Origin of the sequence: Streptomyces harbinensis, from assembly GCF_900116145.1 — a bacterium.
GTDB classification, from domain to species: domain Bacteria; phylum Actinomycetota; class Actinomycetes; order Streptomycetales; family Streptomycetaceae; genus Streptomyces; species Streptomyces carpaticus.
In genome coordinates this window covers 76,604-100,713 of the sequence record NZ_FPAB01000009.1, presented here as the reverse complement: position 1 = coordinate 100,713, position 24,110 = coordinate 76,604, and the positions used below count along the sequence as shown (strand labels likewise).

Below are 24,110 nucleotides of genomic sequence, written 5' to 3'. Positions count from 1 at the left end.
ACGCCCCCGACGATGGTTGCGACAGGCCACCCGGGACGGGGAGTTGCGGACATGAGCGAGACCACGCGGCGCCCGGCGCCGCCGACGGGGACCCCCGCCGGCGGCACCGGGCGGCTGCCGTTGCTGGACGTCCTGCGCGGGGTGGCCGTCCTCGGCACCCTGATGACCAACATCTGGATCTTCGCCGGCCCCGGCGCCGAATGGGGCGTCCTCACCGGCGGCCTCGACACCCCCGGACTGTTCTCCGGCACCGACGCCGCGGGAGTGGCGGAAACCGTCTTCCGGCTGCTGGCCGACGGCAAGTTCCTCGCGCTGCTCACCGTGCTGTTCGGCGCCGGACTCGCCATCCAGTACGACGCCGCACGGCGCCGGGGCGCGCCCTGGCCGGGCCGCTACCGGCTGCGCGCCCTGTTCCTCTTCGCCGAAGGCCTGGTGCACTTCGCGCTGATCTTCGCCTGGGACGTCCTCATGGGCTACGCCCTGGTCTCGCTGCTGGTGGCCTGGCTGCTCACCCGCTCCGAGGGAGCCAGGGGCCGGGTCCTGCGCTGGGCGGCCGTCGCCCACCTGACCGTGATGACGCTGCTCACCCTCGCCCTGCTGACCGCCCCCGCCGAGGACGGCCCCGGCGGCAGCGGCCCCTCGCAGCGGGTGATCGCGCTGTACGCCGAGGGAAGCTGGGCCGAGCAGATCGCCTTCCGGCTGGAGAACGCGCTCATCCTGCGCGCGGAACCGCTGCTCTCCTTCGGCCTGCTGCTCTTCCTCTTCCTCCTCGGCGTCCGGCTGTACCGCGCCGGAGCCTTCGCCCCGGGCGCGGCGGGGGAGCGGCTGCGCCGCCGGCTGATGCGCTGGGGCCTGGGCGCCGGCATCCCGCTGACACTGGCCACCGGCGGCCTCTCCCCGGATCTCTTCCTGCTCGGCCGCTACGTCGCCGCCCCGGTCCTGGCCCTCGGTTACCTCGGCGCGATCGGCGTGCTGCTCGACCGCCGCGCCGCCCGCGCCCCGGGACGCGTGCCAGGGCAGCTCACGGCGAGCCTCACCGCCGTCGGACGCACCGCCCTGTCCTGCTACGTCGGCCAGAACCTGCTGGCAGCCCTCGCCTGCTACGGCGCCGGCCTCGGCCTCGCCACCCGGTTCGCCGACAGCGGCCCCTGGTGGGTCATGGCGCTGTGGGCGGTCATCGGCCTGCTGCTGGTGGCCGGCGCCCGGCTGTGGCTGCGGTACGCCGACCACGGCCCGCTGGAATCCCTCCAGCGCCGGGTGCTGCGCCGCTGAGCCACCGCCCGGCTGACCTGGGCACGGGCCGGCTCCGGAATGATCACACCATCGCCGGGCGTTGCTAGGGTCGGGGCGTGTGCGCCCGGCACCCCGGAGGGCGCGCACCGGCCGAGCGAAGGGGCGGGAGCAGCGCGATGACCTATACCTTGCACCGGAAGGTGACGCACTGCCCCTACTGCGGGGCGGGCTTCGCCCCCGACGCGGGCTGGCCCCGGGACTGCCCCGGCTGCGGCGAGACCAGCTGGGCGAACCCGATCCCCGTCGCCATCACGTTGCTGCCGGTCACCGGCGAGGCGGGCCGGCGCGGCCTGGTCGTGGTGCGCCGCGACATCGAGCCGGCCCGCGGCGAGCTGGCGCTGCCCGGCGGCTACGTCGAGATCGGCGAGAGCTGGCAGCAGGCGGCGGTGCGCGAGCTGCGCGAGGAGACCGGCCTGCACGCGGACGCCGAGGACATCACGCTGTACGGAGCCCTGAGCGCCCGCGGCACGGTGAACCTCTTCGGCCTCCTGCCCGACCGGCCGCTGGCCTCCCTCCCGCCCTCCGCACCCACCGCCGAGGCCACCGAGTGGCTGGTGCTGTGGAAACCGGCCACGCTGGCCTTCCCGACCCACACCACCATGGTGGTCAACCGCTTCTTCGCCGCCGCCCCGCCCTCCACCGCCCCGGAGCACGCGGAGACGCCCGCCTCGCCGGCGGCCTGAGCCCGTACCCGTCGCGGTACACCACCGGCCGGGCCCCCGTGGTGGGGGCCCGGCCGGTGGGCTGGGGGTGCCGGGGGGCTCAGACGCCGGCGCGTTCCTGGGCGGCGGAGCGGCCGCGGGGTACCGATGCCACGGCGTGTGCGGCCACCTGTGCCGGGTCGCGCCAGGCGCCCAGCGCCATCTCGGCGGTGATCCCGGGGCCGAACCCGGCGATCAGCCCCCGTGCGCCCTCGGTGACCTTGCCTTCCTCGAACAGCCGGTTGAGCGCGTCGAAGACCACGCACGAGGCGATGTTCCCGCGCTCGGTCAGGGTGGTCCGGCTGTGGGCGAACATCTCGGGTCCCAGATCCAGGAAGTGGCACAGATCGTCCAGGATCCGTGGCCCGCCCGCGTGGATGATGTAGAAGTCGAGACCCGAGACGTCCCAGCTGTGCTGCTCGGAGAGCGTGCGCAGCGCCGGGGCCAGCATCTTCATCGTGGTGGGCACCCGCTTGTCCAGCTGGAAGTGGAAGCCGGTGCCGCGTACCGCGTACGAGATCCAGTCCTCGGTGTCCGGCACCAGGTGCGAGCCGTTGCGCTCCAGGCTCATCCCGGTGCCGCCCTCGCCGCGCACCACGGCGGCGGCCACCGCGTCGCCGAAGAGGCCGTTGGACAGCAGCGATCCGACCCCGATGTCCACCGGCTGGTAGCACAGCGAGCAGAACTCGCAGGCCACGATCAGCACGTTGGAGCCCGGGTAGGCCAGGCAGAAGTCGTGGGCGCGGTTGATGGCCGCGCCGCCGGCCGCGCAGCCGAGCTGGGCGATGGGCAGCTGCCGGGTGTCGTCACGGAAGCCCATCGCGTTGATGAGCCAGGCCGTCATGGACGGCATCATGAAGCCGGTGCAGGAGACATAGACGATCAGGTCGATGTCCTCGGCGCCGAGTTCGGCGTTGGCCAGGGCGGTCCGGACGACCTCCGGGACCCGGGCCTTGGCCTCCGCCTCGTAGACCTTGTTGCGTTCTTCGAAGCCGGGGTGCTTGAGCGTTTCCTCGATCGGCTGGACGAGATGCCTCGTCCGCACTCCGGTGTTGCCGATGAGTCGCAGCACCAGGGGGAGCTGGGCGTGGCCGGCGTGCAGGGTGCGCGCCAGGTCCAGGGTCTCCTCCATGGTGATGATGTTGTCGGGCACCGCGATGGACGGCTTGCAGAGCGTTGCCATGATCCCCTCCCGTGCCGGGGTGTGCTGTCGACGGAGCACCCCGGCATCGATGGCTGGTTCGTGGTGGTGGATGGACCCTGTCACCAGGCGACAGGGAGTTCGTGGGGGTAGCGCCAGATGGACTCCGTGTTCCACCGCACCTCTTCGGCGGGCACGGCCAGCCGCAGGTCGGGGAACCGGCGCAGCAGGGTGCCGATGGCCACCTGGAGCTCCATGATCGCCAGCGGCGAGCCGATGCAGTGGTGCGCGCCCCAGCCGAAGGTCATGTGGGGGGTGGGCGGGCGCTCCACGTCCAGTTCGTCGGGACGGTCGAACCGGGCGGTGTCCCGGTTGGCGGCCAGGTAGGAGACGTGGACCGTCTCGTTGGCCTTGATGAGCACCCCGCCGACCTCGACGTCCTCGGTGGCGATGCGGGGGATGCCGACGCCCTTGCGGAACGGGATGTAGCGCAGCAGCTCCTCCAGGGCGGTGGGCAGCAGTTCGGGCCTGGCCTGGAGTTTGGCGCGCTGCTCGTGGTGGGTGAGCAGGGTGTAACTGATGTTGCTGAGCTGGTAGGTGCTGGTGTCGTGGCCGGTCATCATCAAGACCATGGCCATGACGGCGAGTTCCTTCTCGTCGAGGACCTCGCCGCCGTCCCTGGCGGTGGCCAGGTTGCTGATGAGGTCGTCGCCGGGATCGGCCCGCCGGGCGACCGTCAGCTCCTGGAAGTAGCTGCGCAGGTGCGCCTTGGCCGCGATCGCGGCCTCCTTGGTGGTGGACCCGATCGCCATCATGGCGATGGCGCAGCGCCGCAGCTCCTGGCGGTCCTCCTCGGGGATGTCGAGCACCTCGCAGATGGTGGTCATCGGCAGCTCGTTGGAGAGGTGCTTGACCAGATCGGCGGGGGAGCCGTGCTCGGCCATGGTGTCCAGCAGCGAGTCCACGATCCGCTGGGTGGCCGGCCGCATGGCCTCGATCTTGGGATTGGTGAACGCCTGGGCGACCAGCCGGCGCAGCCGGCTGCTCTGCGGCGGGTCGAGCAGGTTGATCGATTCCGACTGCACGATGGGGTTGGGTGTCATGCGCGGGAAGTCCCGCCCGATGACGGCGGCCCGGCTGAACCTGCGGTCGGTGGTAACGGTGCGCACATCCTCGTACCGGGTCACCAGCCACGCCTCGCCCTGCCCGTAGGCCATCTTGATCCGCGAGATGGGCGCCTCGGTCATCAGCTGACGCAGCAGCGGGTCGAACTCCAGGCCCTCGGCGAAGTCGAACGGACACGTTTTGACCGTGTCGGAGTTCTCCACCCCGGCCCTCCACTTCCTGGGAACCGTCTTTGCGACGGTGATTGACTGGACGAGGAAGGGGTCCCCGCGAGGTGTAGGGACCATGTAAAAGCGCCGGGAAATTAACCCGTTCGTGGAGTGCGGGGCGCGTCGGATCAACGGGCGGTGCAGCGCTGCCCCAAGCTTTGCTGGCGGAAATAATGTTGATAGTGCAACTGATCACCGTGTACCCGGACGATGATCATGACGGTGGGGGTGGCTCAGCCGCCGTGCGGCGCGGCAGCCGGGGCCGGCTCGGCCGCGGTCAGGTTCTCCGGCAGCCGGGTCCCCTCGCGCAGCGGCACCAGTTCGGACTGGAGCATCATCGCCGCGGCCCCGATCGCCGGCGCGGTAGCCGCCATCCGGGACAGCCGCACCCTCACCGGGTGGCTCGCCCTGGAGAAGAATGACCGCTCCAACTCCTCCTGAACCACCGGAAGATAGATCGAACCGGCGATCGCGAGACCCGGGCCGGTCAGCACCAGCTCCTCCAGATCGGCGATGGTGGCCAGCGTCCGCGCCGCCAGCGCCAGATAGCGCGCCGACCGCTCCAGCAGCGCCCGCGCCCCGGGATCGCCCCGGTGCGCCGCCCGGGTCACCGCGGCGAAGTCCGCCGTACGACGCCCGCGTCCGGCCTCGCCGGAGAGCCCGGCCGACCGCGCCAGCACGGCGTCCGCCCGAGCCGCCTCGACCACCGCGCCCGGCCCCGCCAGCGCCTCGGTGCAGCCCCGCGCCCCGCACCAGCACTGCGGCCCGTCCGCCGCCAGCGGGATGTGCCCGATCTCCCCGGCGTTGCCGCTCGGCCCCCGGTAGGGAATGCCGCCCAGCAGCAGCCCGGCGCCGATCCCGGTACCCATGTACAGCGCGGCGAACGCCCCGCCGCCCGCCTGCCCCGACCAGTGCTCGCCCAGGGCGGCGGCGGTGGCGTCGTTGTCCAGCACCACCGGCAGCCCGGTGGCCTCCTGGAGCCCGGCGCCGAGCGGGAAGTCCCCCCAGTGCCGGATCGCCGGCTGCATCAGCCGTGACCCGGGGCCCTGGTTGAGCGGTCCCGGCGCCACCAGGCCCAGCCCCAGCACCCGTTCGCGCTCGATCCCGGCGCCCTCGATCAGCGCCGCGCTCTCGGCGGCCATCCGCTCCACCACCGACCGCGGGTCCTCCACGCCCACGCCGGCCCGGGACATCCGCGCCACCACCGAGCCGCCCAGATCGGTGAGGACGTAGGTGATCCCGTCGTGATCGAGATGCACCCCCACCGCGTACCGGGCGGAACGATTCAGCTGGAGCAGCACCCGGCGCTTGCCGCCGGTGGACTCCGCGTGCCCGCTCTCCACCACCAGACCGTCGTCGATCAGCCGGCGCACCACCGTGGAGATGGTGGCCCCGGTGAAACCGGTCGCCCCGACCAGACCCACCCGGCTGATGGTGCCGGCCGCCCGGATCACATCGAGCACAGCCGCCCTGCTGCTGGCGTGCGGCATCGCACCGGCCGGTCCGCTCACGTGCTTCCTCCCTGCGCTGCGCGGACCGAGTGTATGTGCCCTCACGCAGCGGATGTTCGTCGTGCCGGAGGGTTGACTTCCTTAATTCGGCAACTGAACAATCCTACCCACCCGGGCGACGTGTCCTGGCCCCCAACGCCCCAACGCCGGGGCAGGCCGAGAGGATCGATGATGACCCAGCACGCGAGGTGGCGACGTACCCGTCGGGCGATGGCGGGCGCGGCGGCGGTGGCCCTGCTCGCCGCAGGCTGCGGATCGGGCGGCGGCAACGGCGGCGGCACCTCCGGGCCGGCGGACACCCTGGTCGCCTACACCGGCCAGGCGGGCGACTACCAGCGGAACTTCAACCCCTACGCGCCCACCATGATCGAGGGCCCGGGCAACATCTTCGAGCCGCTGTTCTTCTACAACGTCGTCCGCGACGACGCGCCGGTGCCGCGCCTGGGCACCGACTACTCCTGGAACGAGACCGGCACCGAACTGTCCATCACCACCCGCGAGAACGTCACCTGGTCGGACGGCGAACCCTTCACCGCCCACGACGTCGCCTTCACCTTCGACATGGTGCGCGCCCACCCGACCATGAACGCCATCGGCTTCGACGGCGAGAGCGAGGTCGTCGACGACACCCACCTCGTGGTGCGCTTCGCCCAGCCCGCCTACCTCGAAGCACCCACCGTGCTCGGCAAACTGTGGATCGTCCCCGAACACATCTGGAGCACCTTCGAGGACCCCGCCCAGAACACCGTCCAGGACCCCGTCGGCACCGGCCCGTTCGTCCTCGGCGACTTCAAGCCCCAGGCCTTCACCCTGGCCGCCAACCCGGACTACTGGGACGGCGAACCCGCCCTGAAGAACATCCGCTTCGTCTCGCTCTCCGGCAACCAGGCCGGCGCCGACGCGCTCGCCGCCGGCCGGATCGACTTCCAGACCGGCCCGGTCCCCGACCTGCACAACGTCGAGAAGAACTACCCCGGCTACCGGGCGATCACCACCCACGTCTTCCAGATCGCCCTGTTCACCTGCTCCGACACCGCGCTCGGCTGCACCGGCCCGCAGACCGACCCCGCCGTGCGCCGGGCCATCTACCACGCTCTGGACCGCACCCAGCTCAACGCCCTCGCCTACCAGGACACCGCCGCCGAGATCTCCCCCGGCTTCGCGCTCCCCGGCCGCGACGACGCCGTCATCAGCGAACAGCTCACCGACCGCGTCGCCCCGATGGAAGCCGACCCGGCCCGCGCCGAACAGGTCCTCCAGGAAGCCGGCTGGAGCAAGGGCGGCGACGGCGTCTACGCGAAGGACGGCGAGAAGCTGTCGCTGTCGGTACGTGTCGTCTCCGGCTGGACGGACGTCATCACCGCCGCCGACACCATGACCCAGCAGCTGAAGGCGGCCGGCATCGAACTGACCGTCGCCCAGTCCTCCTGGAACGAATGGTCCGACGCCCGCGGCCGGGGCGACTTCGAGCTGGTCTTCGACTCGCTCTACCCGGGACCGTCCCCCGACCCGTACTACTCCTACAACTACTTCTTCCACGGCGACAACACCGCCCCGGTCGGCGAGGTCGCCAACCCCAACTTCGCCCGCTACGACCACCCCGAGGTGAACGCCGCCCTCGACGCCCTCCAGCAGCTCGACCCCGCCGACACCGCGGCCCGGCAGCCGCACTTCGACACCATCCAGACCCGGCTGGAAGCCGACATGCCCTACATCCCGGTCCTCACCGGCGGCACCACCAGCCAGTACAACGCCGAGAAGTTCACCGGCTGGCCCACCGCCGAGGACCTGTACGCCTTCCCCGCCGTCTGGCAGCGCCCCGACAACTCGCAGATCTACCTCAACCTGAAGCCGGCCGGCGGGGAGTGACCGTGTCCCCCGCGGCGATCGGCGGCACCCGGTGAGGTACTACGCCCGCAAACTCGGCTTCTACCTCGTCGCCCTGTGGGCGGCGCTGACCCTCAACTTCTTCATCCCGCGGCTCATGCCCGGCAACCCCGTCGACACCCTGCTCGCCAAACTCCAGCAGCGCGGCGGCGCCGTCGACCCCTCGGCCCGCAGATCCTACGAACTCCTGCTCGGCACCGACACCGGCGAACCCCTGTGGCGGCAGTACACCTCCTACCTCGGGAACGTCCTGCGCGGCGACCTCGGCGTCTCGGTCAGCGCCTTCCCCGCCGAGGTCACCGAGGTCATCGGACAGTCCCTGCCCTGGACCGTCGTACTGGTCGGCATCGCCACCCTGCTCTCCTTCACCCTCGGCGTCACCCTCGGCACGATCACCGGCTGGCGGCGCGGCAGCCGGCTCGACTCGCTCATCCCGGCCACCACCGTGCTGGCCGCCGTCCCCTACTTCTGGCTCGCCCTCATCCTGGTGCTGATCTTCTCCTCGACCCTCCAGTGGTTCCCGCTCTTCGGCGGCTACGACACCTATCTGGCCACCGGCTGGAACTGGGACTTCATCAGCTCGGCCATCTACCACGGCACACTGCCGGCCCTCACCATCGTCATCTCCTCCGTCGGCGGCTGGCTGCTCGGCATGCGCAACATGATGGTGGCCACCGGCTCCGAGGACTACATCCTCACCGCCCACGCCAAGGGCCTGCGCGAACGCCGCATCATGACCCGGTACGCCGCCCGCAACGCCGTCCTGCCCTCCCTGGCCGGATTCGCCATCTCGCTCGGCTTCGTCGTCTCCGGCTCCATCATCACCGAACAGGTCTTCTCCTACCCGGGCATCGGCTCCAAGCTGCTCCAGGCCGTCGAGAACAGCGACTACGCCCTGATGCAGGGCATCTTCCTGGTCATCACGGTCGCCGTGCTCGCCGCCAATCTGCTCGTCGACCTGCTCCACGGCTTCATCGACCCGCGCACCCGCGTGACCACCTGACGAGGAAGGAGCAGACATGGCGACGCCCACCACCCCGCCGCCCGGCGGCACCACCGCACCCGGCGCGGCACCCCGCAGCGGCTGGCGTGCCCTGCTGCCCGGCTGGTCCCCGCGCCTGGGCATCGGCCTCGGCCTCGTGTTGGCCATCGGGCTGTTCGGCCTCATCGGCCCGCTGCTGCTCGGCGACCCCGACGCCATCGACAACATGGGCCGCACCCCGCCCAGCACCGACCACTGGCTGGGGACCACCCAGACCGGCCAGGACGTCCTGTCCCAACTGGCCCACGCCACCCGCGGCTCGCTCCAGATCGGCCTCGCCGTCGGTATCGGGGCCACCGTCCTCTCCGCGCTCTTCGGCGTCATCGGTGCCTACGCCGGCGGCGCCGTGGACGAGAGCTTCTCCCTCTTCTCCAACGTCATGCTCGTCATCCCCGGCCTGCCGCTGGTCATCGTCATCGCCGGCTTCGTCCCCCGCGAACAGCGCGGCTGGTGGACCCTCGCCGTGGTGCTCGTCATCACCGGCTGGGCCGCCGCCGCCCGGGTGCTGCGCGCCCAGACCCTCTCGCTGCGCAACCGCGACTACGTGCTGGCCGCCAAGGTGGCGGGGGAGCGGCGCCGGCGGATCGTCATCGTCGAGATCCTGCCCAACCTGCTGCCGCTCATCGCCTCCCAGTTCGTCTACGCCGTCATCGCCGCGATCCTCGCCGAGGCCGGCCTCTCCTTCCTCGGCCTGGGCGCACCCAACACCCACACCCTGGGCTCGATGCTCTACTTCGCCCAGAACGGCTTCGCGCTCCAGTACGAGGCCTGGTGGTGGTTCGTCCCGCCCGGGCTGGTCATCGCGCTCTTCGGCTGCGGCCTGTCCCTCATCAACTTCTCGCTCGACGAGATCATCAACCCCCGGCTGCGCCTGCCGAAAGCCGCCGGCAGCGGCACCGGAGCGGTCGCCGGCCGGAGCACGGACGAGGCCGGGACGGAAGCCGGGCCGGCGCCGCGTGAGCCCGGCGCGGTGCTCACGGTCCGCTCCCTGGACGTCGTCTACCGCACCGCCGACCCCGTGCACGCCGTCCGCGACGTCTCCCTCACCCTGCGGCGCGGCGAAATCCTCGGCCTGGCCGGGGAGTCCGGCTGCGGCAAGACCACCCTCGCCTACGCAGTGGCGCGGCTGCACCGTCCGCCCGCCGAGGTCACCGCCGGCTCCGTCGTCCTGCACGACCGCTCCGGCACCGACATCGACGTGCTCGCCCTGGAGAAGGAGGACCTGCGCGCCTTCCGCTGGGACAAGCTCTCCATGGTCTTCCAGGGCGCCATGAACTCCCTCAACCCGGTGATCTCGATCCACGAACAGCTGGACGACGTCCTCACCACCCACCGCCCCGGCATGAGCGCCGCCGACCGCCGCGCCCGCTGCGCCGAGGTCCTCACCCTGGTCGGCGTCGACCCGGCCCGGCTCACCGCCTTCCCGCACGAACTCTCCGGCGGGATGCGGCAGCGGGTGATGATCGCCATGGCGATGCTGCTCGACCCGCAGGTGATGATCATGGACGAGCCGACCACCGCCCTGGACGTCGTGGTCCAGCGCGGCATCCTGCGCGAGATCATCCGGCTGCGCGACGAACTCGGCTTCGCCGTCGTCCTCATCACCCACGACCTGCCGCTGCTGCTGGAGGTGAGCGACCACATCGCCGTGATGCGCGACGGGGAGATCGTCGAGTACGCGCCCGCCGCGCGGATGTACCGCGCACCCGCCCACCCCTACACCCGGCAGCTGCTCGACTCCTTCCCCTCCCTCACCTCCGCGCGCGGCGCCTTCGTGCGCGGCGGCGACACCGACGTCCCAGGAGCCGCGCGATGACCACGCTCTCGGTCCACGACCTGGTCAAGGACTACCCGGTGCGCGCCGGGCTGCGGCACTCCACGCTGCGCGCCGTCGACCACGTCTCCTTCACGCTGCGCCCGGGCCGTACGGTGGCCCTGGTCGGCGCCTCCGGATCCGGCAAATCGACCGTGGCCAAGCTCATCGCCCGGCTGGAGAAGCCCACCGGCGGGCGGATCACCGTCACCGGGGAGGACGGAGCGGACGTACCGGCCCGGGCCTACCGTGACCACGTCCAGCTGGTCTTCCAGGACCCGTTCGCCTCCCTCAACCCCTTCCACACCATCGAGCACCACCTCACCAGACCGCTGCGGCTGCACGGCCGCGCCCGCGGACGCGCCGAGGCGCGGCAGGCGGCGCACGCGCTGCTGGAGCGGGTCAGTCTGCGGCCGGCCGCCGCCTTCGCGCCGCGCCGCCCGCACGAGCTGTCCGGCGGGCAGCGCCAGCGGGTGGCCATCGCCCGCGCGCTGGCCCCCGGTGCCCGGGTGGTCGTCGCCGACGAACCGGTCTCCATGCTGGACGTCTCCATCCGGCTCGGCGTGCTCCACCTGCTCGCCCGGCTCCAGCGCGAGGACCACCTGGCGGTGCTGTACATCACCCACGACCTGGCCACCGCCCGGCACTTCAGCGACGAGATCCTGGTCATGCACCGGGGACGGATCGTCGAACGCGGCCCCGCCGACGATGTGATCCTCACCCCCCGGCACTCCTACACCCGGCTGCTGGCCGCCGCCGCCCCCGATCCGGAGGTGCGCGGCCGGTCGCTCACCGCCGAGCCGGGGACGGTCACCGAGGAGGACCTGCACCGGTCCTTCGACCACTACACCGGCGCCTGGCAGCCCACCGGCTGAACGGTCGTCCCCCCGGCCCGTGGTGGCGCGCACCGCCGCCGCGGGTCTTCTGATCCTGTTGACTTACTTAATTCGGCTGAGAAACAATCAACTGCCCGGCCGGCCACACCACTCACTGGGGAGTGTTCGCATGGTGAACCCCACCGTCCACCCGAAGTCCCGCCAGCCCCTGCACGACGGCTGGCAGCTCACGGCGGCCGGCGGCCCCGTACCCGAGACCATCACCGGCCGCACCATCCCCGCCCAGGTGCCCGGCAGCGCCCATCTCGACCTGCTCGCCGCCGGACTCATCCCCGACCCCTATCTGGACCGCGCCGAGGAGGAACTGGCCTGGGCGCACCGCGCCCACTGGCGCTACACCACCACCGTGCGCACCGCGCCCGCCGCCCCCACCGAACGGGTCGACCTGGTCTTCGACGGCCTCGACACCGTCGCCACCATCGACCTCGGCCCGCACCGCGTGGGCGAGACCGCCAACATGCACCGCACCCACCGCTTCGACATCCGCGCCCTGCTCACCGGCGACGAGCAGCCCCTCACCGTCACCTTCCGCTCCGCCCTGGAGTACGCCGAGGAGATGGCTGCCCGGCTCGGCCCCCGCCCGCACACCAACACCCACCCCTACAACATGGTGCGCAAGATGGCCTGCAGCTTCGGCTGGGACTGGGGCCCCGACCTGCAGACCGCCGGGATCTGGAAGCCGGTGGCCGTCGAGCGCTGGCACACCGCCCGGCTCGCCGCCGTCCGCCCGCTGGTCACCGTCGGCGCGGACGGCACCGGACGCGCCGAGGTGCACGCCACCGTCGAGCGCTCGGGACTGGAGGACGCCACCGCACTGACCCTCACCGCCGCCGTGGCCGGCCGCACCGTCCGTACCGTCGTCCCTGCGGACACCGCGACCGCCACCGTCACCGTGGAGGTGCCCGACCCCGACCTGTGGTGGCCGGCCGGCTACGGCGACCAGCCGCTGTACGACCTGCGCGTCACCCTGGCCACCGGCCCCGACGGCGGCGAACTCGACAGCTGGCAGCGCCGGATCGGCTTCCGCACCCTCACCGTGGACACCACGCCGGACGACCTCGGCACCCCCTTCACCTTCGTCGTCAACGGCACCCGGATCTTCGCCAAGGGCGCCAACTGGATCCCCGACGACCACTTCCTCACCCGCGTCGACCGCGACCGCACCCGGCGCCGCGTCCAGCAGGCGAGGGACGCCCACATGAACATGCTGCGGGTGTGGGGCGGCGGCATCTACGAGACCGAAGACTTCTACGAGGTGTGCGACGAGAGCGGCGTCCTGGTCTGGCAGGACTTCCTGCTCGCCTGCGCCGCCTACCCCGAGGAGGAGCCGCTGCGGAGCGAGTTCGAGGCCGAGGCGCGCGAGCACATCACCCGGCTCGCCCCGCACCCCTCCCTCGCCCTGTGGAACGGCGGCAACGAGAACCTGTGGGGCTGGCGCGATTGGGGCTGGCAGGAACCACTGGCCGGCCGCACCTGGGGACTGGGCTACTACACCGGACTCTTCCCCGCACTGGTCGCCGAACTCGACCCCACCCGCCCGTACTCCGACGGCAGCCCCTGCAACCCGCGCGCCCACGTCGACGCCGTCCACCCCAACGAGGCCGACCACGGCACCCGCCACGAATGGGAGGTGTGGAACCGCAAGGACTACACCACCTACCTCGACCACATCCCGCGCTTCTGCTCCGAGTTCGGCTTCCAGGGCCCGCCCGACTGGTCCACCCTCACCACCTGGATCCACGACGAGCAGCCGCTGACCCCCACCTCCCCCGCGCTGCTGCTGCACCAGAAGGCCGAGGACGGCAACGGCAAACTGGACCGCGGCCTCGCCCCCCATCTGCCGCACCCGGCGGGCTTCGCCGACTGGCACTGGGCCACCCAGCTCAACCAGGCCCGCGCCGTCGCCTTCGGCATCGAGCACTTCCGCTCCTGGTGGCCCCGGACCGCCGGCGCCCTGGTGTGGCAGCTCAACGACTGCTGGCCGGTGGTCTCCTGGGCCGCCGTCGACTCCGGGGAGCGCCGCAAGCCGCTGTGGTACGCCCTGCGCCGCGCCTTCGCCCCCCGGCTGCTCACCGTGCAGCCCCGCGACGGGCGCACCGCCGTCGTCGCGGTCAACGACACCGACACCGAGTGGGTCGCGCCGCTGCGCCTGGAGCGCACCGCGCTGACCGGTGAGGTGCTGGCCGCCGCTACCATGACCCTGCGGGTGGCGGCGCGTTCGGCCCTCACCCTGGAGCCGGACGCCGCCCTGACGGAGCCCGGCGACGGACGGGGGGAGGTGCTGGTGGCCACGGCGGACGCGGTGCGCACCGTGCACACCTTCGGCCCCGACCTGGCGCTCGGCTACGACCCGGCCGCACTGGAGGCGAGCGCCGAAGCGGTGCCCGGCGGCTACCGGGTGACCGTCACCGCGGCCTCCTTCGCCCGGGACGTGGCGGTGCTGGCCGACCGGATCGCGGCGGACGCCGAGGTGGACGACCAGTTGGTGACGCTGCTCGCGGGGGAGAGCCACACCTTCACCGTGACCACCGGGGCCACCGTGGACCCGGGGCTGTTCACCGGCCCCGACGTGCTCGCCTCGGTCAACTCCCTGCACGGGGTGGCGGTGCGGGGCTGAGTGGGCACCACCGAAGCGATCGGTCTGGTGCTCGCCAGACCGGCCCGGCTGCTGGGCGCGGAACCCTTCTTCATGGAGTTCATCGCCGGCATCGAGGAATCCCTGGCCGAGCGCGGCTACTCCCTGCTGCTGCGCATCGTGCAGCACCAGGAGGAGGAGATCGCCACCCACCGCCGCTGGGCCGAGCGCGGCCTGGTGGAGGCGGTGGTGCTGGTCAATGTGACCACCACCGACGGCCGTCCCGCCGTGCTGCGCGAACTGGGCATGCCGGCGGTGATCGCCGGCGGGCTGCGGGAGGAGCCGGGGATCCCCGCGGTGTCCACGGACGCCGCGGGGCCGATGCGGGAGGCGCTGGAGCGGCTGCTGGCGCTCGGTCACCGCAGGATCGCCCGGGTGACCGGCCCGGCGGCCCTGCTGCACACCCGGGTGCGCAGCGACACGATGCGCGCGGAGTGCGCGGCGGCGGGCATCGAGCCGGTGCTGGTGGAGGGCGACTACTCGGCCGAGGCGGGGGAGCGGCTGACCGCCGCCCTGCTGGCGGCGCCGCACCGTCCCACCGCGATCCTGTACGACAACGACGTGATGGCGATCGCCGGTCTCGGCGCGGCGAAGGCGGCCGGTGTCGCGGTGCCGTCCGCCCTGTCGCTGGTGGCCTGGGACGATTCGGCGATGTGCCGGCTGACCGCGCCGCCGTTCACCACCATGACGGTGGACGTGCACCGGTTCGGCACGCTGGTGGCGGCCTCGGTGCTGGAGCTGATCGACGGACGTCCGGTGGCCGGGCGGTGGTCCCCGGCGGCGCGTTTCACGCCCCGGGGCACCACGGCGCCGGCGCCCGGCGGGAGCTGACGGGCGGCGCAGCCGTCAGTCGGTGAAGAGCTGCCGTCCCGGTATCCGGTCACCGGCGGCCGTGCTGCCGGCGAAGTAGTTCTCCACGGCGGCCCGTTCGGCGGCGTTCGGGTACGGGTTGGTGCACGAGAGACCGGCGGTGGAGCCGGACATCAGGCTGGAGCAGGGGCCGGGCTTGATGTCGGGCAGGCCCAGGATGTGGCCGAGTTCGTGGGCGGCGATCCGGGTGGTGTCGTAGCCGACGGCCTCGCGGCCCATGTAGACGATGCCGTTGCCCAGGCTGGTACGGAGGGCCCGGGGCCAGCCGTTGTCGGCGATGATGCGGATGTTGGCGCTCTGGCCGGCTGCGGCCGGGGTGAGGCGTACATTGACGACGCTCTCGTTCCACACCGCGACACCGGCGGCGACGGCGCCCGCGAACTCGGCGGAGCCGCCGGCGTCGTAGGTGAGCACGCGGGCGGCGACGGCGGGGTCGTCCGCCGGGGCGGCGGGGGCGGGTGCGGCGGTGGCGTGGGCCGTGGTGAGGGCGAGGGCCGCCACCACGGAGGTGATCAGGGCGCGGGCCGCTGTGCGGAAGGACATCGGGAGCCTCCTCGTCGGGAAGTCATGTTCATGACATTCACGCTCTACCCGTTTCCGGCCCGTCCTGCGCCTGGGGGAGGCCGCCAAGCCCGGGGGCGAGCTTGGCGGTCGGATGTTCAGCTTCCGTGCGCGGCCGGGGCGGTGACGGCCGGGTGCACCTCGGCCGCCGTCTCGGTGACCGCGATCCGGCCGCCGAGCCGGGGCGGGGGAAGTTCCCCCGGATCGCCGTGCACCAGCAGCCGGACGGCCGCCCACGGCAGATTCAGCCCGCTGAAGGCGGTCTGGTAGACACCGGCCGAGGGACGCGGGTTCGCCTCCAGCAGCACCGAAGCCCCGCGCAGCCGGCGCAATTGGACATTGGCGAGATAGGCCAGCCCGAAGTGCTCGACCACGGCGCGCGCGATCCCGGTCGCCTCCGGATCGTCGAGCAGCAGCCGGTAGCGCCCGTCCTTGGCCCGGGGAACGGCGGCCAGCAGCCGGCCGCCGGGTGCGGAGAGCGTGTCCACGCTCACCTCGGGTCCCTCCAGATAGGGCATCACGATGAACGAGGGCACCTTCTCCTCCTCGTCCGCCGCTCGCTTCAGCGCGTCGGCCACCGCCGTCACCGACACCAGCGGCCGGGGCGCCTCCAGCAGATCGCGCAGCCGCAGCGGCCCGTCGTCGAAGATGCGGAAACCGAACGCCGAGTACTCACCGGCCGGTTTGATGCACAGGCTCTCCCCGGGGCGGCCCAGTTCCTCGACGGCCGTGCGCAGTTGGTCGGCGTCGCGCACCACCCGCCATTCGGGTACCGGGATGCCCGCCGCCCGGGCCGCCTCGTAGGTGCGGCTCTTGCTGGTGAGGACGTTCACCGCGGCCGGCGGCGCGCACATCAGACGGGTGCCGGCCCGGGCGAACTCCTCGGCCCGTCCGGCGAGTGCGTCCAGCCTCCGCGGCGGGATCAGGACGTCGATGCCGTGCCGGCGGCAGAAGTCCAGGGCGAATTCGGCATAGACATGATCGTTGACGCGATACGGTTCGACCTCGGCCACATCACAGGCCATCAGCGCGGGCGCGGTCGCGCTGATATTGGTGCCGTAGATCCGTACGGCGGCGGACTCGGGGTTTTCGCGCAACATGCGCATCACCTGAGTACTGGCGGCTCCCGCGCTGCTGAGCCATATGCGTAGGGCTATCTCCGTACTCCCGTCATCGCAGAAAAGCGGGTCATCGTGAAAACGGATAATAGCCTGCATTGATGACCCCCATGTTTCCCGCGGCGCACGCATATTCCGACAAAGCCCGGTTCAGTGCGCTCCCGGCCGCTGCCCCGACGCCGCCAGCCGCTCCGCCGTCCGTTCCGCCGAACGCATCGCCCACGCCCCACTGGTGAGCAGCCCGATCCCCAGCACCAGCAGCGCGCAGACCGTGATGATCCACCACCCCGCGTGCTGCGAACCGGCCGCCAGCGCCGTTCCCACCATCGCCACCCCCAGCGCCGACCCGACCTGCCGGCTCGTCGAGGCGATCCCCGCCGCCACCCCGGCCTGGGCGCGCGGCATCCCGGTCACCGCCGTATTGGTGATCGGCGCGTTCACCAGCCCGAAACCGACCCCGAACAGCACATAGGCGGTGAACAGCCGCGCGTTGTCGCTCTCCGCCTGCCACAGCGCGAACATCAGCCCGCTCGCCGTCAGCGCGAGCCCCGCCAGGAACAGCGGCAGCCGCGCACCGTACCGGTTGATCAGCCACCCCGACACCGGCGCCAGCACCAGCGTCACCCCGGCCATCGGCAGCAGATACGTGCCCGCCTCCAGCGCGGAAAGCCCCCGCCCGTTCTGGAGATAGAGCGTATTGAGGAACAGAAAACCGCTCAGCGCCGCGAACGCGCTCACCGCGATCGCGCTCGCCCCGCTGAACGGCGCGCTGCGGAAGAACTCCGGGTCGATCAGCGGATCCGCGCGGCGCGACTCGTAACCCACCAGCGCCGGCACCGACAGCACCGCCACCACGAAACAGCCGATGATCCACGGGCTCGTCCACTCCCCGCGCCCGCCCTCGATGATGCCGAAGGTCAGCGACCCCAGCAGCAGGATCACCAGCGCCTGCCCCACCGGATCGATCCGCCGCGCCCGCCGGGCCCGCGACTCCGGCACGAACCGCCGGGTCAGCACCAGCGCCGTCAGCCCGACCGGGATGTTGATCCAGAACACCGCCCGCCAGTCGAACCACTGCACCAGCGCCCCGCCCACGATCGGCCCCGCCGCCATGGAGATCCCGACCACCCCGCCCCACATCCCGATCGCCCGCGCCAGTTCCTTCGGATCGTGGAAGGTGTTCCTGATGATCGACATCGCCACCGGATTGAGCATCGAACCGCCCAGCGCCTGGAGCATCCGGAACACCACCAGCCACCCGAGACCCGGCGCCAGCGCGCACAGCAGCGACCCGCTGGTGAAGACCACCAGACCGACGCTGAACACCCGCCGCCGCCCCAGCCGGTCCGCCATCGAACCCGACAGCATCAGGAACGACGCCAGCACCAGGGTGTACGCGTCCACCGTCCACTGGAGCCCCGACACATCCGCCTCCAGCTCCCGCCCCAGCGAGGGCAGCGCCACATTCAGCGCCGTGATGTCCAGACTGACGATCAGCAACGACATGCAGCAGATCGCCAGCACCAGGTACCGCCGGCCGCGCGGCAGCTCATCGGCGCTCTCGTGGGCTCGTGCACCGGACATCTCACTCCCGTTCTCCGTCGGCCATGACCGCACCCGCAGCCTCCCCCAGCCGGCGCCGATATCCCACCACCCGCGCCGACCGCGCCGACCGCCCCGCCCGCCGCCCGTCCGCCGTATCCGGTGGCGGGACGGCGCCCCACCCTGCCAGGGTGGGGCGATGGGGCGACACCACGATGACTTCGAAACGCTCGTCGAGGAGGCCCGGCGGGCACCCGTCGACGGCTGGGACTTCTCCTGGCTGGACGGCCGGGCCACCGAGGAACGCCCGCCGTGGGGGTACGCCCGGCTGCTGGGCCGGCGGCTGGCCACTGTCCACTCCGCGCTCGACCTGGACACCGGCGGCGGCGAGGTCCTCGACGAGGCCCCCGTCCTGCCGCCGCTGATGGCCGTCACCGAGTCCTGGCCGCCCAACGCCGCCCTCGCCGCCGCCCGGCTCGGCCCGCGCGGCGTGGTCGTCACGGTCCCTGGGGACGACGGCCGGCTGCCCTTCCCCGACGGCGTCTTCGACCTGGTGAGCGCCCGCCACCCGGTCCGCACCGACTGGCCGCAGATCGCCCGGGTGCTGCGCCCCGGCGGCGCCTTCCTCGCCCAGGAGGTCGGCCCGCGCAGCGTCGCCGAACTCGGCGAGTACTTCCTCGGTCCCTGGCCGCAACCCGACCCCCGCGAACCCGAGGCGGCCAGGGCCGCCGCCGAGGCCGCCGGACTGCGGGTGGTGGACCTGCGCACCGCCACCCTGCGCACCGTCTTCCACGACATCGGCGCCGTCGTCTGGTTCCTGCGCAAGGTTGTCTGGATCGTGCCCGGCTTCACCGTCGAGCGCCACCTGCCCGCCCTGCGCCGGCTGCACCAACACATCCGGGAACAGGGCCCGTTCACCGCCCACACCACCCGGTTCCTCATCGAGGCACGCAAGCCCGGCCCCTGACGCCGCCGCACCCCCCGCACCCGGCGCGGCTGCCATTGACGCCGTCGCGCCACCCGTGCTTGCATCCTGCTATGCCTGGTGTTCAGATCCTGACCCGCCGCCGCTGCGTGGACTTCGCCCGCGTCGCCGGCGCCATCTGTCGGATCCACCACTGACCCCCTGACGCACGGCCGCGCGGTGCGCGCGGACCCCCGTCCCCGAACCCGGCCCCGTACCCCCTTCTCCCTCCCCGTGCCCCCGGGCCCGCACTGCCGCGTGCCCGGCGGGCTTCCTGCCGTGCGCGCCCCCCGGCACCACCAAACGGGCATCGCACGCGTCCGTGCCCCGTGGCCCCCGGCGGGAGAAGGCGTACGGGCCGGGCGGCGCCCGCACCGCCCGGTCACCCCGCCCCGCACCGAGCGGAGTGCCGACCCGCCCCCGCTCGCCTCCCGACGAAGGAACCCCGCCATGGCCACCGTCCTGTCCATCTCCGGCAGCCCCTCACCCACCTCCCGCACCGTCCGCCTGCTGCGCCACCTCGACGCCCGGCTCACCCTCCAGGGCCACCGGGTCGTACCGCTGGACGCCCGCGCCCTGCCGCCGCAGGCCCTCACCGGCGCCGACCCCACCCACCCCGCGATCGAACGGGTCAACACCCTGCTGCGGGACGCCGACGGCGTCGTCGTGGGCACCCCCGTCTACAAGGCCGCCTACTCCGGCCTGCTCAAATCGCTGCTCGACCTGCTCCCGCAGTACGCGCTCACCGGCAAGACCGTGCTGCCGCTGGCCACCGGCGGCACCACCGCGCACGTCCTGGCCATCGACTACGCGCTGCGGCCCGTGCTCTCCGCCATGGGCGCCGCCCACATCACCCAGGGCTGGTTCGTCCTCGACCGGCACATCACCACCGAGGCGGACGGCACCGTGACCGTCGATCCGGCCACCGCCGAACCGCTGGACCACGTGCTGGACCAGTTCTCCTCGGCCCTCACCCGGGCCGCGCAGCTGAGCCGCGCCTGAGCGAGGGCCGGCCGCCGCACGCACCACCGTCCCCGCCGCCGGGGGCGGCGGTGCGTCACGCCGCGCCCCGCCCGTACCAGGCGTCGGCCAGCAGGGCGTAGGAGCGCACCCGGTCCCGGTGCCCGTGCGTGATCGTGGTGATGAGCAGTTCGTCGGCGTCCGTGACCGCGCGCAGCCGCCGCAGCCCCGCCACCACCGTGTCCGGCGAGCCGACCAGCTGGGTGTCCACCCGGTCCGCCACCAGCGCCCGGTCCGCCGCCGTCCACCGGTGCCCGGCCGCCTCCGCGGGCGAGGGGAAGGGCATCGCGCCCCGCCCGGAGCGGATGGAGTGCACCCACAGCCCGTAGCCGGCCGCCAGTTGCCGCGCCGTGCCGTCGTCCGGCGCCACCACTACGTCCGCCGAGACCACCAGATACGGACGCGCCAGCCGCTCGGAGGGCCGGAAGGCGTCCCGGTAGGCCGCCACCGTCTCCAGGATCGTCCCCGGACTGACGTGGTAGTTGGCCGCGAACGGCAGACCGCGCTCGCCGGCCACCCGGGCACTCTCCCCGGCGCTGGAGCCCAGCACCCACAGCTGGAGACCGGCGCCCTCGCCCGGCACCGCGTGGACCGGGTGCGCCGTGTCGCCCCGCGGCACCCGGTGTTCGCCGGCCAGCAACTCCGCGATGGCGTCCACATGCTCCGGGTAGCCCGGCGCCTGTGCACCCGGCAGCCGCAACAGCTCCTGCTGCGCGGTGAAGTACGGCGAGTCGAGCAGCGCCCGGGGCCGGAACGGCGGCGGGATCAGCACGCCGTCCACCCACCGCGCCGCCCGGTGCTCCTGCGGCACCACCGGCCCCGCACCGCCGCCGGGACCGGCCCGGTGCCCGGAGCGGCCGAGTCCCAGATCGATCCGCCCCGGATACAGCGCGTCCAGGGTGCCGAACTGTTCCACCACCGACAGCGCCGTGCGGTGCCCCAGCTGCACCGCCGCCGAGCCGACCCGGATGTGCCCGGTGGCGCCCGCCACCAGACCGATCACCAGCTCCGGCGCCGAACTCGCCACTCCGTCCGCGAGATGGTGCTCGGCCACCCAGTACCGCCGGTACCCGGCCGCCTCCGCGTGCTGCGCCAGCTCGACGCTGCGGCGCAGCGCCTGCCCGGGGGTGGAGCCGGAGACCACCGGCACCAGGTCGAGGACGGACAGCGGGACGGGTGAGGACGGCTCGGGCATCGGCACACCTTTCGGGGCGGGAGCGGGCGGCGCGGTGTGTGGGGGCCGGCCCGGGCAGCCGTCGTCCGGGCGTGCGCGCGGCGCCGGGCACGGCGCGCGGGCACGGAGGGGCAGCGGCCGGGGCGCGGGCGGGCGGCCGGGAAACGGGGGAGGGGCCGGGGCGTGTTCTCAGCGACAGATCGCGGTGGTGACGCGCATCAGGTCCACGGCACGCCGCCGGGTGAGCCGCACAGGGATCCGCATGGGGGTGAACGTAACCAGCCGCCGGTCCGGGGTCAAGGCGCTCCCGGGGCGGGCGGCATGGCCGTCACACGGCCGTCATCGGGCGCAATGTCCGGGCCCGGGTGGAGGGCCGGGAGCGGTACCGGGGGCGGCCCGCCGGGCAGCGGAACGCCCCGCGGGCCGGGGCGGCACGCGGGGCGTGATGGTGCGGGAGGCTACGAACTCACCGGCGGCTGCCGCTGTTCCCGCGCGGCCGGCACGTCCGGTACGGACGGCGGGGCCGGCACCGGCGGCTGCGGCTGGTCGTCGGTGCGCAGGGCGGCGGTCTCGCTCTTGAGGATCCGCAGGGACTTCCCGAGCGCCCGCGCGGTGTCCGGCAGGCGCTTCGAACCGAAGACCACCAGCACCACCACGGCGACGACCAGCAGATGCGTGGGTCCGATCTGGCCCATGGGGTCACCTCGTCTCTCTCACCCCGCGGGGTGTCGCGATACCCCCGGTGATCGCACTGTAATGCAACCGGGTAAAGAGGGAGCAATGGCACGGTAATGGACACACCGAGGACACAGAAGTGGATCACCCGGTCACAAACCGCCCGTACTTCTTACGGGCCATGGGCAAAGGGTGGATACTGCGTGGCCATGACGACCACCGCGGAATCCGTCACGCTCGACCGGCTGACGGCCCTTCTCTCCGACGAGTCCATCGACATCGCGCACCGGGCGCTGTGGCAATTGCTGTGGGAGAGCGAGGTGCGGGTGATGGACCTGCTGTCCCTCGAAGTGCCCGACATCGACCTCGGCAGCCGCAGGATCCGCCCCGAGGCCGCCTCGCGGGCCGCCGCGCTCCCGGACGGCGGCGACATCCCGATCTCCGAGCGCGCCGCCACCCTGCTCACCGCCGTGATCGGCGACCGGACCTCCGGCCCGCTGTTCGCCGCCGGGCCCCGGGCGCTCACCTGGGAGGAAGCCACCCGGGCCGCGGTCGAACACGGCTGCGCCATCCACGCCTTCCGGATCGGCGGCAAGCGCCACCGGGCCACGGTCTGAGTCCACGCCATCGCTGCGCACGCACCACGACGGATTCCGGACGGCGGGGGCCGTACCGGACCGTCGCCGGCGGTGAGCCCTCCTCGCTCACCGCCGCTCGGCCGGCACAGCCAACGAAGTGCCACAAGTATCCACCGGGCGTCAGAAGTGCGCGTCCCCGTGCACCCGGCCGGCTCGTGACGCCTTCCCCGCCGCCCCGCCCCGCCCCGCTCACGCCCCGGCGCTCGCCGCCCCGCACGACTCGCGCACCGTCAGCTGTGGCTGGAGCACCACCTGACGCGGCGCCAGCTCCGCCCGCGCCGGCAGCCGGTCGAGCAGCAACTGGGCCGCTGCCTCCCCGAGCTGCCGCTTGGGCGGGGCCACCGCCGTGAGCGGTACCTCGGCCAGTGAGGCGATCTCGTCGTCGTAGGCGATCAGCGCCAGATCGTCCGGGGTGCGCAGCCCCTTGGCCCGCAGCCGCTGGAGCAGTTCGATGGCGTCCTGGTCGGAGTGCACCAGCGCCGCCCGGGTGCCGTGCGCCCGGCACTCCTCGATGAAGGCGTCGTAGCGCGCCACGGCGGCGGGGGTGCCCGAAGCCGGCTCGTCCGCCCCGGCCACCGGCGCGCCCGGATCCAGCTCCAGCTGCCGCACCGCCCGCTCGTACCCCTCGCGCACCAGCGGCGCGGTCGGGCTGCCCGCGGTGAACAGCGCGACCGAGCGGTGCCCGAGGTCCCGCAGGTGCCGCACCGCGCGCCCGGCCCCGGTGGCGTGGTCGGAGACCACGAACTCACAGGGATCGTCCGGCTCCTGAGGGCGCCGCTCCAGCAGCACGAACGGCCGCCCGGTGGCCCGCAGCCGGGCCAGTACCGCGGGGGGTACGGTGTGGCCGCCGGTGGAGGCGATCAGCAGCCCGTCCGCTCCCGAGGCGCACAGCTCCTCGATCTGCCGCTCGTCCCGGGGCTGGGCGTAGTCGCTCAGCCCGATCACCACCCGCGCCCCGTACCGCGCCGCCACCTCGCGCACCCCGGCCACCACCCGCGGGTAGTAGTAGGTGGCCGAGGGCACCAGCAGCCCGATCGTGGGCCGGTGCGGATCGGCCGGCGCCTCCGGCTCGGGGCCGCCGCCGGGGGCGGGCGGAGCCACGGCGCGCTGCGCCGGCACCGCGCCGCCGCGCACCTTGGTCAGCCGCCCCAGATCGGCGAGTTCGGCGATGTCGCGGCGGATGGTGCCGGCCGACACCCCGAACCGCTCGGCGAGTTCGGCCACCCGTACGGCGCCGGTGGCCCGCAGTTCCTGGAGCAGCAGCTCCTGCCGTTGTTCCACCAGCATGTGGCCAT

21 protein-coding genes are annotated in these 24,110 nt (G+C 72.9%); 11 read left to right on the top strand and 10 right to left on the bottom strand.

Annotation, left to right across the window (positions count from 1 at the left end; genetic code table 11):
- Positions 1 to 51: 51 nt before the first annotated feature.
- Together BM385_RS22215 and BM385_RS22210 are read left to right on the top strand one after the other, a co-directional pair.
- Positions 52 to 1,272, top strand: a complete 1,221-nt coding sequence (locus BM385_RS22215) for a DUF418 domain-containing protein (protein ID WP_093844172.1) — start codon at positions 52 to 54, stop codon at positions 1,270 to 1,272.
- Between the two features lie 137 nt (positions 1,273 to 1,409).
- On the top strand, positions 1,410 to 1,976 hold the full coding sequence (locus BM385_RS22210) for an NUDIX domain-containing protein (RefSeq protein WP_093844171.1): 567 nt from the start codon (positions 1,410 to 1,412) through the stop codon (positions 1,974 to 1,976).
- A gap of 79 nt (positions 1,977 to 2,055) precedes the next feature.
- Here the strand turns inward: BM385_RS22210 and BM385_RS22205 are convergent, their stop codons facing one another.
- The 3 genes from BM385_RS22205 to BM385_RS22195 all read right to left on the bottom strand — a co-directional run bounded on the left by BM385_RS22205 (position 2,056) and on the right by BM385_RS22195 (position 5,980).
- The gene (locus tag BM385_RS22205) at positions 2,056 to 3,177 is read right to left on the bottom strand and encodes a type III polyketide synthase (protein WP_019432633.1); all 1,122 of its coding nucleotides are present in this window, start codon (positions 3,175 to 3,177) and stop codon (positions 2,056 to 2,058) included.
- A gap of 80 nt (positions 3,178 to 3,257) precedes the next feature.
- Positions 3,258 to 4,463, bottom strand: coding sequence for a cytochrome P450 (locus BM385_RS22200; RefSeq protein ID WP_019432632.1), 1,206 nt, complete (start codon positions 4,461 to 4,463; stop codon positions 3,258 to 3,260).
- A 239-nt stretch (positions 4,464 to 4,702) separates the two neighbouring features.
- Positions 4,703 to 5,980, bottom strand: a complete 1,278-nt coding sequence (locus BM385_RS22195) for an ROK family transcriptional regulator (protein WP_026047220.1) — start codon at positions 5,978 to 5,980, stop codon at positions 4,703 to 4,705.
- A gap of 210 nt (positions 5,981 to 6,190) precedes the next feature.
- Between BM385_RS22195 and BM385_RS22190 the strand changes: the two genes are divergently transcribed.
- From BM385_RS22190 to BM385_RS22165, 6 genes are all read left to right on the top strand, one after another.
- Positions 6,191 to 7,849 (top strand): ABC transporter substrate-binding protein, encoded by a 1,659-nt coding sequence (locus BM385_RS22190; RefSeq protein ID WP_093844170.1) that lies wholly within the window; start codon positions 6,191 to 6,193, stop codon positions 7,847 to 7,849.
- A gap of 31 nt (positions 7,850 to 7,880) precedes the next feature.
- The gene (locus BM385_RS22185) at positions 7,881 to 8,870 is read left to right on the top strand and encodes an ABC transporter permease (RefSeq protein ID WP_019432629.1); all 990 of its coding nucleotides are present in this window, start codon (positions 7,881 to 7,883) and stop codon (positions 8,868 to 8,870) included.
- A 16-nt stretch (positions 8,871 to 8,886) separates the two neighbouring features.
- Positions 8,887 to 10,725: a dipeptide/oligopeptide/nickel ABC transporter permease/ATP-binding protein gene (locus BM385_RS28420; protein ID WP_093844169.1), complete on the top strand. Its 1,839-nt coding sequence runs from the start codon at positions 8,887 to 8,889 to the stop codon at positions 10,723 to 10,725.
- Positions 10,722 to 11,597, top strand: coding sequence for an ABC transporter ATP-binding protein (locus BM385_RS22175; RefSeq protein ID WP_093844168.1), 876 nt, complete (start codon positions 10,722 to 10,724; stop codon positions 11,595 to 11,597). Before BM385_RS28420 ends, BM385_RS22175 begins: the two co-directional genes overlap by 4 nt.
- Positions 11,598 to 11,727: 130 nt before the next feature.
- Entirely contained in the window at positions 11,728 to 14,235 is a 2,508-nt protein-coding gene (locus BM385_RS22170; RefSeq protein WP_093844167.1) for a glycoside hydrolase family 2 protein, read from the top strand.
- Positions 14,236 to 15,084, top strand: coding sequence for a LacI family DNA-binding transcriptional regulator (locus BM385_RS22165; RefSeq protein WP_093844166.1), 849 nt, complete (start codon positions 14,236 to 14,238; stop codon positions 15,082 to 15,084).
- A 15-nt stretch (positions 15,085 to 15,099) separates the two neighbouring features.
- Here BM385_RS22165 and BM385_RS22160 read toward each other — a convergent pair whose 3' ends face one another.
- From BM385_RS22160 to BM385_RS22150, 3 genes are all read right to left on the bottom strand, one after another.
- Entirely contained in the window at positions 15,100 to 15,666 is a 567-nt protein-coding gene (locus BM385_RS22160) for a snapalysin family zinc-dependent metalloprotease (protein WP_093844165.1), read from the bottom strand.
- A 116-nt stretch (positions 15,667 to 15,782) separates the two neighbouring features.
- Complete coding sequence (locus BM385_RS22155) at positions 15,783 to 16,901, bottom strand: ATP-grasp domain-containing protein (protein ID WP_354340302.1); 1,119 nt, start codon at positions 16,899 to 16,901, stop codon at positions 15,783 to 15,785.
- 51 nt (positions 16,902 to 16,952) lie between these two features.
- The gene (locus BM385_RS22150; RefSeq protein WP_093844163.1) at positions 16,953 to 18,386 is read right to left on the bottom strand and encodes an MFS transporter; all 1,434 of its coding nucleotides are present in this window, start codon (positions 18,384 to 18,386) and stop codon (positions 16,953 to 16,955) included.
- Between the two features lie 157 nt (positions 18,387 to 18,543).
- Between BM385_RS22150 and BM385_RS22145 the strand changes: the two genes are divergently transcribed.
- Together BM385_RS22145 and ssuE are read left to right on the top strand one after the other, a co-directional pair.
- On the top strand, positions 18,544 to 19,311 hold the full coding sequence (locus BM385_RS22145; RefSeq protein WP_093844162.1) for a class I SAM-dependent methyltransferase: 768 nt from the start codon (positions 18,544 to 18,546) through the stop codon (positions 19,309 to 19,311).
- 447 nt (positions 19,312 to 19,758) lie between these two features.
- Positions 19,759 to 20,310, top strand: coding sequence for an NADPH-dependent FMN reductase (gene ssuE / locus BM385_RS22140; RefSeq protein WP_093844161.1), 552 nt, complete (start codon positions 19,759 to 19,761; stop codon positions 20,308 to 20,310).
- A 55-nt stretch (positions 20,311 to 20,365) separates the two neighbouring features.
- Here ssuE and BM385_RS22135 read toward each other — a convergent pair whose 3' ends face one another.
- The 3 genes from BM385_RS22135 to tatA all read right to left on the bottom strand — a co-directional run bounded on the left by BM385_RS22135 (position 20,366) and on the right by tatA (position 22,197).
- Positions 20,366 to 21,523, bottom strand: coding sequence for an LLM class flavin-dependent oxidoreductase (locus BM385_RS22135; RefSeq protein WP_093844160.1), 1,158 nt, complete (start codon positions 21,521 to 21,523; stop codon positions 20,366 to 20,368).
- Positions 21,524 to 21,691: 168 nt separating this feature from the next.
- A complete protein-coding gene (locus BM385_RS28415; RefSeq protein ID WP_354340346.1) occupies positions 21,692 to 21,766 on the bottom strand; it encodes a putative leader peptide in 75 nt (24 codons plus the stop codon).
- 194 nt (positions 21,767 to 21,960) lie between these two features.
- Positions 21,961 to 22,197, bottom strand: coding sequence for a Sec-independent protein translocase subunit TatA (gene tatA / locus BM385_RS22130; protein WP_019432618.1), 237 nt, complete (start codon positions 22,195 to 22,197; stop codon positions 21,961 to 21,963).
- Between the two features lie 189 nt (positions 22,198 to 22,386).
- Here tatA and BM385_RS22125 point away from each other — a divergent pair, with 189 nt between their 5' ends.
- Entirely contained in the window at positions 22,387 to 22,794 is a 408-nt protein-coding gene (locus tag BM385_RS22125) for a site-specific integrase (RefSeq protein WP_019432617.1), read from the top strand.
- A 210-nt stretch (positions 22,795 to 23,004) separates the two neighbouring features.
- Here the strand turns inward: BM385_RS22125 and BM385_RS22120 are convergent, their stop codons facing one another.
- Entirely contained in the window at positions 23,005 to 24,102 is a 1,098-nt protein-coding gene (locus tag BM385_RS22120) for a substrate-binding domain-containing protein (RefSeq protein WP_093844159.1), read from the bottom strand.
- Positions 24,103 to 24,110 lie beyond the last annotated feature (8 nt).